The organism is Streptomyces smaragdinus, assembly GCF_009604385.1.
In the GTDB taxonomy this organism is placed as follows: domain Bacteria; phylum Actinomycetota; class Actinomycetes; order Streptomycetales; family Streptomycetaceae; genus Streptomyces; species Streptomyces smaragdinus.
Genome location: NZ_WEGJ01000077.1, coordinates 1 through 11,589 on the forward strand (window position 1 = coordinate 1; position 11,589 = coordinate 11,589).

Here is an 11,589-nt window from a genome sequence, read left to right on the forward strand (position 1 = left end):
CCTTCGCACCCCCGCCCCCCGGCGGCACACCCCCGCCGAGCGCCCCCTTCGCCCCTCCCGGCGGCACCCCGCCGCCCCCCGGCGCGTCCATGCCCGGCACCCAGCAACCGGCGGGCGGCGGATACGGCTTCCCCCAGCCCGGCGTCCCCACGGTCGGCCCGGGTTACCTCGCCGTCCTCCGCTACCGCGCGGCCGACGGCACGGAGCAGCAGGTCATGCGCCGCTCCTCGCCCGGCACCCCGCACCCGGAGTGGCAGATCCTGCACGAGCTGCGCGGTATGAACGTCCCCCCGCAGCAGGTCCTGGAGCTGCACACCGAGCTGGAGCCGTGCGACCTCCCCGGCGCGTACTGCGCCCGGATGATCCGCGAGACCTGGCCCCAGGCCCGCCTCAGCCACACGGCCTCGTACGGCCGCGACCACGCCTCGCGCCAGCAGGGCATGCAGCACCTCATCGAGCACCAGGGCGAGCTGCACCAGGTCGCCGAGGCCCCGGCCCGCCCGCGCCCCAACCGGGTGCCGCTGCCGGCGCCGGGCCAGGTCCAGCTCGTACCGCCGGCGCCGCCGCAGGCCGTGGCCGAGGAGTTGGCGCAGGCGTTCGGGCCGCAGGGTGTGGTGCGGTTCGACCAGCGGTCGGTGGCCCGGCAGGGTGTGCCGGACATCGTGGCGCAGACCCTGGTCTGGGCCGGTATGCCGGTGGACTTCGGGCCGTTCTTCTGGGCCGAGGCGCAGCCGGGGCGGCCGGTGCCGACGCTGGCGGAGCTGGCGCAGGAGCGCCGGGTGCAGCCGGCGTCGGACGCGGGGTCGTACCTCGTCATGGGCAACGACTTCGGCCGTCAGCTCTGCGTCCAGTACGGGACCGCGAACATCGTCGCCGTACCGCTGGAGGCGGGGCCGGGCGGAGCGCCGGCCGTGCCGCAGTTCGTGAACACCGGGCTGCCGGAGTTCGTCCGGAGCATGGCGCTGCTGGGGCGGATGTGGCGCTGGCGGTACGGGCTGACGCCGGAGCAGGCGGGCCGCTGGACGACGGACTTCCAGGCCCAGCTGCTCGCGCTGGACCCGCCGGCGCTGGAGGGGCCCGACCACTGGTGGTCGGTGATCCTCGAACAGTTCTGGGACGGCCTGCTCTAAGGGGCTGCCGCCGCCCCCCGAAGCCCGGCAACTCCCGCCGTACGCCGTCCCAGGACGGGTGGCTCCGCCACATGGCCTGGGACGCCGTACGCCGAGCACGCACCGACCGCCGCCGCGCCCGCGCTCCGTGCTCCGTGCGAACGACGGAGTTCGGCAAGAGCCCCACCGCACCGCCGGTGGGGCTCTTCTCTTGCGCCCCGGAGTGTCGTTTTATGCCCTTTTAGCTTCGATCGTGAAAGATGTCCGCCGAGAGCCGGATCGCACGAGAGGAGCCCCGCGATGACCGACGTCATCGGGCCGACCGGCGAGGGTTACCGACCGGATCAGGTCGACGAAGCCCTCCACCGCCTCGGCGAGGACCGCGATTCGGCGTGGGAGCGCGCCGCGCGGCTGACCGTGCTCGCCCGCGAGATGGAGCGGGAGCTGGCGGGGCTGACCGCGCGGATGGCGGAGTTCGGCAGGCAGACGTACGCCGACCTGGGTGACGGGGCCGTCACGCTGTTCGAGATGGCACGTGCGGAGGCGGACGCGGTGCGCGCGGCCGGCCGGGCGGAGGCGGACGCCGTGACGGACGCCGCCTCCCGCGCCGCGGCGCTCACCCACGAGGCGGCGCGGGCCGCCGCCGGCGAGGTGCTGGCGGAGGCGGAGGCCCACTGGCGCAGCGTGACCGGGGCCGCGCAGGCGGAGGCCGACGAGCTGCTGGCCGCCGCCCGTACCGACGCCGAGGCCGTCACCGGCGAGGCGGACCGCGCGCTGGCCGAGGTCCGCCGGCGCGCGGCGGCGACGCTTGCGGACACGGAGGCCAAGGAGGCGGCGGCGGCCCGGGCCGACCAGGGGGACCTCCGGGAGCGCGAGGCCGCCTGGGAGCGGGACCTGGCCGGTCGTACGGAACGGGCGCACCACCGGGTGGAGGCCGCGCAGAACGCGTACGCGCAGGCCGGCCGCGCCACGGCCGCAAAGCGGCAGGCGTCGGAGGTACGGGCGGCGGAGATCGTCGCCGAGGCCGGGGTGATCGCCGAGCGCGTCGAGCTCGACACCGAACGCCGGCTGCGCGCGGTGGGCGAGCGCTGCGAGGCGATCCGGGCCCACCTCGACTACGTCCGTACGGGCCTGGCCACGATCACCTTCCGCCCGCCCCCGGAGGGAGCCGGCGGCTCGGTGCCGTCACCGTCCCCGTCGGCGGACGGCTGACCCGGCTCAGCCCCAAAAGGCATTCAACCCGCGCGGCAGCAGGACCCAACCCACACCGCACAAGGACTCACCCCGCCACAACCGCCCGCCGATCAGGCAGCACCGCCGACACCCGGAACCCGCCCTCGTCCGTTGCCCCCCACACACAGCCCCCGCCCAGCGCCGAGACCCGCTCCTTCATCCCGACGAGGCCGTTCCCCCCGCTGGGCAGCCCCGCGTCGGCGGCCACCCCGTCCGCCGGCCCGTTCAGCACGAGCACCGCCACCTCGGACACCCGGTGCGCGAGCCGCACCTGTACCTTCGCCCCCGGGGCGTGCTTGTGGACGTTGGTCAGCGCCTCCTGCACCACCCGGTACACCGTCTGCTCGACCTCGCGCTCGTACGTGACCCGCTCACCGTCCACGTTCAGCTCGACGGTCATCCCGGCCCGCTGCGACTCCCCGATCAGGGCGTCGAGCTCGTCCAGACACGGCCCGTCGCCGTTCGCCGGCGCCTTCGGCACGGCGGCCCGGGGCGCGGGCGGGCGGGTGGTGCCGTCGCCGGTGCGCAGCACGCCCAGCATCTCGCGCAGCTCGGTGAGCGCCTGGCGGCCCATGTCGCCGACGAGGGCGGCGTTGCGTACGGCCTTCTCGGGGTCCTTCGCGGCGACAGCCTCCAGTGCGGCGGCGTGTACGACCATCAGGCTCACCCGGTGCGCGACGACGTCGTGCATCTCGCGCGCGATGCGGGTGCGCTCCTCGTTGCGGGCCCACTCGGCGCGCTCCTCCGCCCGGTCGGCGAGCAGCGACAGCTCCCGCTCCAGGCCGTCGGCGCGCTCGCGCAGGCTCTCCACCAAGCGGTGGCGGGCGCCCGCGTAGAGCCCGAGGAGCAGCGGCGGGGCGGTCATGCCGACGGCCATCAGGCCCGCTATCAGGGCCACGATCCACAGGGCCTGCTGGTCGCCGTCGCTGTCGCCGAGGTTGTGGAGGTGGACGAGGAGGACGACGAACATGCCCACGACGGCCATGCACGCGAGCAGCCCGGTGATGCGGCGGGGGATCTCGGAGGCGGCGAGGGTGTAGAGGCCGACGACGACCATGAGGTAGCCCATGTTCGCCGGCATGATCGCGACGGCGACCAGGACGACGGGGATCGGCCAGCGGCGGCGGAACAGCAGCAGCCCGCCGGCCAGGAAGCCCATCAGCACGGCCAGGGGCACCGGCAGCCCGGTCTGGCCGGCGAAGTCCACGCCGAGCATGGCGCACTCGACCGCCGAGAGCAGCGCCAGGATCACGTCGAACACGAACGACCTCGGCCGTTCCCACCACCACAGCCGCGGCGGGCTCGCGGCCCTCCCGGCTGGCTCCGCCCCCGTCGTGGTCATACGTCCAGCGTACGTGGGGTCCCCCGGAGAAACCCGGGGGTTTTCCCCCGTAGCGAAGACCCCGGACGTCGGCGGGTGTCACCCCCAGGCCGTAGGCTGGAACCCCCGGGGCAGTCCAACCCCGGGTTGTTCGCGTTTCGCCCGGGATGGATGAGCCCCGACATGAGTCTGCACGGACTGCTTCAAGCCGTCGCCCAGGATCCCGCCCTCACGGAGGCGGTCCAGGCCGCCGTCGACGGGCACCGGACGGGGGTCGACCTGGTCGGTCCCGCCGCCGCCCGGCCCTTCGCCGTCGCCGCGCTCGCCTCCGGTTCACGGCGCCCGGTGCTGGCCGTGACCGCGACCGGGCGGGAGGCGGAGGATCTCGCCGCCGCCCTGCGCGGGCTGCTGCCGGCGGAGGGCGTGGTGGAGTTCCCGTCGTGGGAGACGCTGCCGCACGAGCGGTTGTCGCCCCGCAGCGACACCGTGGGCCGGCGCCTCGCCGTCCTGCGGCGGCTGGCGCACCCGGCGAAGGACGACCCGGCGACGGGGCCCGTGTCCGTGGTCGTGGCTCCCGTACGGTCCGTGCTGCAGCCGCAGGTCAAGGGCCTCGGCGACCTGGAGCCGGTGGAGCTGAGGAGCGGGCAGAGTGCCGATCTGACGGCGATCACCGAGGGGCTGGCGGCTGCCGCGTACCAGCGGGTGGAGCTGGTGGAGAAGCGCGGCGAGTTCGCGGTGCGCGGCGGCATCCTCGACGTCTTCCCGCCCACCGAGGAGCATCCGCTGCGGGTGGAGTTCTGGGGTGACGAGGTCGAGGAGATTCGTTACTTCAAGGTGGCCGACCAGCGGTCGCTGGAGGTCGCCGAGCACGGGCTGTGGGCGCCGCCCTGCCGGGAGCTGCTGCTCACCGACGAGGTGCGGGCGCGGGCGGCGGCGCTCGCGGAGCGGCATCCGGAGCTGGACGAGCTGCTGGGGAAGATCGCCGAGGGCATCGCGGTGGAGGGCATGGAGTCCCTGGCGCCGGTGCTGGTGGACGACATGGAGCTGCTGCTGGACGTGATGCCGGCCGGTTCGATGGCCGTGGTGTGCGATCCGGAGCGGGTACGGACCCGGGCCGCCGACCTGGTGGCGACCAGCCAGGAGTTCCTGCAGGCGTCGTGGGCGGCGACGGCCGGCGGCGGGGAGGCGCCCATCGACGTGGGCGCCGCGTCCCTGTGGGGCATCGCCGATGTCCGGGACCGGGCGCGTGAGCTGGGCATGCTGTGGTGGACGGTGTCCCCGTTCGCGGCCGGCGCGGAGGAGGAAGAGGACACGCTCACGCTCGGCGTGCACGCCCCCGAGCTGTACCGGGGCGACACCGCGCGGGCGCTGGCGGACACCAAGCAGTGGCTGGCGGACGGCTGGCGCGTCGTCTATCTGACGGAGGCCCACGGCCCCGCCAAGCGCACCGTGGAGGTGCTGGGCGGCGAGGGCATCGCGGCCAGACTCGAGACGGAGCTGGACGGCGCCATCGAGCCGTCCGTCGTCCATGTGGCCTGCGGCTCCGTCGAGAACGGGCTGATCTCCACGGAGCTCAGGCTCGCCCTCCTCACCGAGACCGACCTCTCCGGCCAGAAGGCCGCCGGCAAGGACGGCCAGCGCATGCCGGCCCGCCGGCGCAACGCCGTCGACCCGCTCACCCTCCAGCCCGGCGACTTCATCGTGCACGAGCAGCACGGCGTCGGCCGCTATCTGGAGATGGTGCAGCGCACCGTGCAGGGCGCCACCCGCGAGTACCTCCTCGTCGAGTACGCCCCCGCCAAACGCGGCCAGCCCGGCGACCGCCTCTACATCCCCACCGACCAGCTCGACCAGGTCACCAAGTACGTCGGCGGCGAGGCCCCCACCCTGCACCGCCTCGGCGGCGCGGACTGGACGAAGACCAAGGCGCGGGCGAAGAAGGCCGTCAAGGAGATCGCCGCCGACCTGATCAAGCTGTACTCGGCGCGCATGGCGGCCCCCGGCCACACCTTCGCGCCCGACACCCCCTGGCAGCGCGAGCTGGAGGACGCGTTCCCGTACATCGAGACGCCCGACCAGCTCTCCACGATCGCCGAGGTCAAGGAGGACATGGAGAAGTCCGTCCCCATGGACCGGCTGATCTGCGGCGACGTCGGCTACGGCAAGACGGAGATCGCGGTGCGGGCGGCGTTCAAGGCCGTCCAGGACGGCAAGCAGGTCGCGGTGCTGGTGCCGACGACGCTGCTCGTCCAGCAGCACATGGGCACGTTCTCCGAGCGGTACGCGCAGTTCCCCGTCGTGGTGAAGGCCCTGTCCCGGTTCCAGACGGACACCGAGGCCAAGGGCGTGCTCGAGGGGCTGCGGGAGGGGTCCGTCGACGTCGTCATCGGTACGCACCGGCTGTTCTCGTCCGAGACGAAGTTCAAGGACCTGGGCCTGGTCATCGTCGACGAGGAGCAGCGCTTCGGCGTCGAGCACAAGGAGCAGCTGAAGAAGCTCCGCGCCAACGTCGACGTCCTCACCATGTCCGCCACGCCCATCCCGCGCACCCTGGAGATGGCGGTGACGGGCATCCGCGAGATGTCGACGATCACCACGCCGCCCGAGGAGCGGCACCCGGTGCTGACGTTCGTCGGCCCGTACGAGGAGAAGCAGATCGCCGCCGCCCTGCGCCGCGAGCTGCTGCGCGAGGGCCAGGTCTTCTACATCCACAACCGGGTCGAGTCCATCGACCGGGCGGCGGCCCGGCTGCGCGACCTGGTGCCGGAGGCGCGGATCGCGACCGCGCACGGGCAGATGTCGGAGTCGGCGCTGGAGCAGGTCGTCGTCGACTTCTGGGAGAAGCGGTTCGACGTGCTGGTCTCCACCACGATCGTGGAGTCCGGCATCGACATCTCCAACGCCAACACCCTGATCGTCGAGCGCGGCGACAACTTCGGCCTCTCCCAGCTGCACCAGCTGCGCGGCCGGGTGGGCCGGGGTCGTGAGCGGGGTTACGCGTACTTCCTGTACCCGCCGGAGAAGCCGCTGACGGAGACGGCGCACGAGCGGCTGGCGACCATCGCCCAGCACACCGAGATGGGCGCCGGTATGTACGTGGCGATGAAGGACCTGGAGATCCGCGGCGCCGGCAATCTGCTCGGCGGCGAGCAGTCCGGGCACATCGCGGGCGTCGGCTTCGACCTGTACGTACGGATGGTCGGCGAGGCCGTCGCGGACTACCGGGCGGCGCTGGACGGCGGGGCCGAGGAGGAGCCGCCGCTCGAGGTGAAGATCGAGCTGCCGGTCGACGCGCACGTCCCGCACGACTACGCGCCGGGCGAGGGGCTGCGGCTGCAGGCGTACCGGGCGATCGCCGCCGCGAACACCGAGGCCGACATCAAGGCCGTACGCGAGGAGCTCACCGACCGGTACGGCAAGCTGCCGGAGCCGGTGGAGAACCTGCTGCTGGTGGCCGGTCTGCGGATGCTGGCGCGGGCCTGCGGGGTGGGGGAGATCGTGCTCCAGGGGTCGAACATCCGGTTCGCGCCGGTGGAGCTGCGGGAGTCGCAGGAGCTGCGGCTGAAGCGGCTGTACCCGCGGTCGATCGTCAAGGCCGCGACCCGGCAGGTGCTGGTGCCCCGGCCGAGCAGCGGCACCATCGGCGGGAAGCCCGTCGTGGGGCGGGAGCTGCTGGCGTGGGTGGGGGAGTTCCTGACGACGATCCTGGACTCGTAACAGGATCCGGGCCGTGAGTCCGGGGCCCCGCCCCGGACTCCCCCCTCTCCGTGTCCCCCCGTCAGAGCTTGATGCTCCACTGGGCGGCTTCCTTGTCGAAGTCGCCGGGGCTGACCTCGACGTCCAGGACCTTCGCGTCCGCCGGGGTGTCGAAGGCGAACGAGGCGGTGGCCTTCTTGCCGGGCAGTACGGCGCCGGTGAAGCCCTCGCCGGTCTTCTCGTCGAAGATCTGCTCCGATTCCTTGCCGTCGTCGCCGGCGCGGGCGCTGACCATGGTCAGGGTCGCGTCGAACTTCTTCGAGCCGGAGTTCTCCAGCGTGACGGTGACCTCCCAGGCCTTGTTGCCCTCGGTGTGACCGGCCGCGAACTCGGTGGGCGCGAACGCCGTCGCCTTCGAGACGGTGATCTTCATGCCGTCGTACTCGGCGGTGTCGCCGCCGGCCAGCGGGCCGTCCTCGTTCTTCGTGTCGGTGCCGGTCTTCGTGGAGCCCTTCGACTTCGACGAGCCCTTGCTCGAGGAGCTGGACGTCGACTTCTTCGGCTTGTCCGTGTTGCACGCGGTCATCGTGCCCATGGACAGGGCGGCGAGGACGACGACGGCGGGGACGAGTGTGCGGCGCATTTGTGAACTCCCTCTCGGCGGAGACCCGTTGACGGGCCTCGTCGTTGACGGGGTACATCAGAGCATAAATCTGTGAACCGAGTCAACAAGGAAATCTGCGGCTATCTTAGTTGTGCACGTGAAGGGCGTTGTCGACGCTGTCCCGCTATGCTCGCCGTACACACCCCCGACCCCGAGTGAGGCCAGCGATGCCGGACGACGCGACCGAGGTGACCGCCGCGGGCATAGCCCGCCTCGCGGGGGTGGGCCGGGCCGCGGTCTCCAACTGGCGCCGCAGACACGCCGACTTCCCCCGCCCCGTCGGCGGTACGGAGGCCAGCCCCACGTTCGACCTCGGCGCGGTGGAGGAGTGGCTGCGCGGCCAGGGCAAGCTCACCGGCGTCCCCCGCCGTGAACGCGTCTGGCAGCTGATCGCCGGCCACCCCGCCGGCGCCCCCGCCGGCCTCGCGCTCGCCGGCGCCGTCCTGCTCCTCGTCCGCGAGCGCCCCGCCCGCTGGCTCGACCTCGCCGCCGCCGAGGACCCCGACCTCGCCGCCCGCCTCGCCACCGCCCTCCCCGACGTCCTCCACCACCGCCTCGGCGACCAACTCCCCCCGGCAGCCCGCCCCCCGGCCGACCTCCTCCCCGCGCTCCCCCTGCTGCGCGGCGCCGCGTCCCTGGCGGCGGAGTTCGGCGAGGCCCGCCAGGCGTACGAGTTCCTCCTGGGCCGGTACCTCGAGGCCAACCCCCGCCAGCACACCCTCACCCCGCCCCGCCTGGCGGAGCTGATGTGCGCGCTCGCCGCCCCCGCCCGCGGCCTCACCGTCCTCGACCCCGCCGCCGGCCCCGGCACCCTGCTGCTGGCCGCCCCCGGCGAGGGCCCCCGCCACGGCCAGGACACCGACCCCGACCTCGCCGCTCTCGCGGCGCTCAGGCTGGCGCTGCACCACGGCGACGGGGTGCGGGTCGCCGCCGGGGACACCCTCCTCGCGGACGCGTTCCCCACGCTGGCCGCGGACGCCGTCGTCTGCCACCCCCCGTTCAACGAACGCAACTGGGGCCACGACGAGCTCGCCTACGACCCCCGCTTCACCTACGGCTTCCCCGCCCGCACCGAGCCCGAGCTGGCCTGGGTCCAGCACGCCCTGGCGCGCCTGCGCGACGGCGGCACCGCCGCCCTCGTGATGCCCCCCGCCGCCGCGTCCCGCCGCTCCGGGCGCCGCATCCGCGCCGACCTCCTGCGCCGCGGCGCCCTGCGCGCCGTGATCGCCCTCCCGGCCGGCGCCGCGCCCCCGTACGGCGTCCCGCTCCAGCTGTGGATCCTGCGCCGCCCCGCCGCCGGCCCCGCACCGGCCACCGTGCTGCTGCTGGACTGCGCCGACCGGCACGGCAGCGGGCGCGACGGCGTCGACTGGCCCGCGCTCACCGCCGACGTCACGGCCACCTGGCGCACGTTCGACCGCACCGGCACCGTGGACCCCGCCGCCGGCGCCCACGACGCCCGCCCCATCGTCGAGATCCTGGACGACGACGTCGACCTCACCCCCGCCCGCCACCTCCCCCACCCCACCGGCACGGCGGTCACCGCCGCCGACCTCATCGCCGTCCACGAACGCCTCACGTCCGTCCTGCGCCGCACCGCCGCCCACACCCCCGCCCCGCCCGTCTCCGCCCCCGGCGGCCCCCCGCCGCAGACCACCGTCGGCGAACTGGCCCGCGCCGGCGCCCTGGTGATGCGTACGGGAGGCGCCGGGGCCGGGGCCGGGCCCGCCGTCCTCACCGAGCGCGACGTCCTCGAGGGCCGCGCCCCCACCGGCGCCCTGCCCGAGGGGGAGGCGGAAGAGCCGGTGCTGGTGGCGGCCGGTGACGTCGTCGTCCCGGTGCTGGGCGCGGGGCGGGCCGTGCGCGTCGTCGACGAGGCCACCGCGGGGGCGGCCCTCGGCGCCCGGCTCGTGCTCCTGAGGCCGGCCCCCGGCGCCGTGGACCCCTGGTTCCTCGCCGGTTTCCTCCGCGGCACCGCGGGCGTCCGCCAGGCCAGCAGCCACGCCTCCTCCACCGCCCGCCTCGACGTCCGCCGGCTCGCCCTGCCCCGGCTGCCGCTGCCCGCGCAGCGCACGTACGGCGAACGCTTCCGCGCCCTCGCCGCGTTCGAGTCCGCGCTGCGCACGACGGCACGCCTGGGGGAGGAGCTGGTGGAGGGCCTGTACGACGGGCTGGCGGAGGGGCGCCTGGGGCCGGGGTGACCCGCTGCGTTCTCCCGGGGGCAACCCCCGGACCCCCGGCCGGGACATCCCTCCCCAGACCCGTACGCTTCACCCGCGCCCCCCAACACCCGTCCGCCCCGAAGGGATCCGCCCGTGCCCCCCGTCAAGTCGCACCCCGTGGTGCGGATCACGCTGCGCGTGGTGTTCACCGCGCTGGCCGTCTTCAGCTGCGGCACGCTGTCCTGGCTGGCGCTGCTGCGGATCGCGATCCTGCGCGGGCGGCGGGGTGACTGGATCGCGTTCTGGGCGAGCCTCGCGCTGGTCGTCTGCGCGTTCTGGACCTTCTCCGTCGGGGACACCTCCGAGCAGGCGAGCGGCGTCGACTACGTGGGGCTGCTCATCCTGTTCTCCCTCGCCCTCGGCGTCCCCGCGTACTACCTGACGGTGGACATCCGCCTCCACCGCACGCCGAAGGCCGCCCCCGCCCCCCAGCCCCGGATCGCCGCCGTACAGGCCGAACTCGACGAGCTCAGCGACCTCCTGCGCCGCGACCAGGACGGCCGCCGGTGAACGGACGGGTCATCGCGGGCCGTTACGAGCTCGCCTCGCTCGTCGGCCAGGGCGGCATGGGCCAGGTCTGGCAGGGCTACGACCACACCCTCGAACGCCGCGTCGCCGTCAAGCTGCTCCACTCGGGCTCGGCCGACGGCTCCCAGGCCGGCGACCTGCGCCGCCGCTTCCTGCGCGAATGCCGGGTCACCGCCCGCATCGGGCATCCGGGGCTGGTCACCGTGTACGACGCGGGGTCCGACGGCGACGAGCTGTACCTCGTCATGGAGTACGTTGAGGGCGCCGACCTCGCCGACCACCTCGCCGAGCACGAGCCGTACCCCTGCGACTGGACCGCCGCCGTGGCCGCCCAGCTCTGCTCGGTCCTCGCCGCCGTGCACGCCGTCCCGGTCGTCCACCGCGACCTCAAGCCCCGCAACGTCATGATCCGCCCCGAGGGCAACCTCACCGTCCTGGACCTCGGCATCGCCGCCGTCCTCGACATCGACACCACCCGCCTCACCCGCACCGGCGTCCCCGTCGGCAGCCCCGCGTACATGGCCCCGGAGCAGGCGATGGGCGGCGCGGTGGGCCCGTACACCGACCTCTACGCGCTCGGCGTCGTCCTCTACGAACTCCTCACCGGAGAAGTCCCGTTCGCCGACACCACGGCCCTGGGCGTCCTGCACGCCCACCTCTACAAGCCCCCCGCCCCCGTCCGCGACCTCCGTGCCCTTGCCGGAGATGGCGATGCCATCCCGATTGACCTGGACGTCCTTCAGCTCGATGCCCGACGGGAGGTCGTCGATCTTCCACTCGTAGTCGATGCGTTCGCGGAGGTAGTCCGAAAGGCCC

The 11,589-nt window shown here is 74.1% G+C and carries 8 protein-coding genes; 6 read left to right on the top strand and 2 right to left on the bottom strand.

The annotated features are described in order from the left end of the window. Together SRB5_RS35260 and SRB5_RS35265 are read left to right on the top strand one after the other, a co-directional pair. Positions 1-1,130, top strand: a 1,130-nt coding sequence (locus SRB5_RS35260; RefSeq protein ID WP_194293126.1) for an SUKH-4 family immunity protein, incomplete at its 5' end; no start/stop codon positions are given. Between the two features lie 279 nt (positions 1,131-1,409). After that, positions 1,410-2,321: a cellulose-binding protein gene (locus tag SRB5_RS35265; RefSeq protein ID WP_153457872.1), complete on the top strand. Its 912-nt coding sequence runs from the start codon at positions 1,410-1,412 to the stop codon at positions 2,319-2,321. A 67-nt stretch (positions 2,322-2,388) separates the two neighbouring features. Here the strand turns inward: SRB5_RS35265 and SRB5_RS35270 are convergent, their stop codons facing one another. Continuing rightward, positions 2,389-3,684, bottom strand: coding sequence for a sensor histidine kinase (locus SRB5_RS35270; protein ID WP_153457873.1), 1,296 nt, complete (start codon positions 3,682-3,684; stop codon positions 2,389-2,391). 162 nt (positions 3,685-3,846) lie between these two features. Between SRB5_RS35270 and mfd the strand changes: the two genes are divergently transcribed. After that, positions 3,847-7,380 (top strand): transcription-repair coupling factor, encoded by a 3,534-nt coding sequence (mfd, locus tag SRB5_RS35275; RefSeq protein WP_153457875.1) that lies wholly within the window; start codon positions 3,847-3,849, stop codon positions 7,378-7,380. Between the two features lie 61 nt (positions 7,381-7,441). Here mfd and SRB5_RS35280 read toward each other — a convergent pair whose 3' ends face one another. Then, positions 7,442-8,002, bottom strand: a complete 561-nt coding sequence (locus tag SRB5_RS35280) for a DUF4352 domain-containing protein (RefSeq protein WP_153457877.1) — start codon at positions 8,000-8,002, stop codon at positions 7,442-7,444. Positions 8,003-8,190: 188 nt separating this feature from the next. Here SRB5_RS35280 and SRB5_RS35285 point away from each other — a divergent pair, with 188 nt between their 5' ends. The 3 genes from SRB5_RS35285 to SRB5_RS35295 all read left to right on the top strand — a co-directional run. Continuing rightward, positions 8,191-10,224, top strand: a complete 2,034-nt coding sequence (locus tag SRB5_RS35285) for an N-6 DNA methylase (protein WP_153457878.1) — start codon at positions 8,191-8,193, stop codon at positions 10,222-10,224. Between the two features lie 114 nt (positions 10,225-10,338). Next, positions 10,339-10,755, top strand: a complete 417-nt coding sequence (locus SRB5_RS35290; RefSeq protein ID WP_323379029.1) for a hypothetical protein — start codon at positions 10,339-10,341, stop codon at positions 10,753-10,755. Next, a partial coding sequence (locus tag SRB5_RS35295) for a serine/threonine-protein kinase (protein ID WP_323379030.1) occupies positions 10,752-11,589 on the top strand: 838 nt, incomplete at its 3' end. The genes SRB5_RS35290 and SRB5_RS35295, both read left to right, overlap by 4 nt.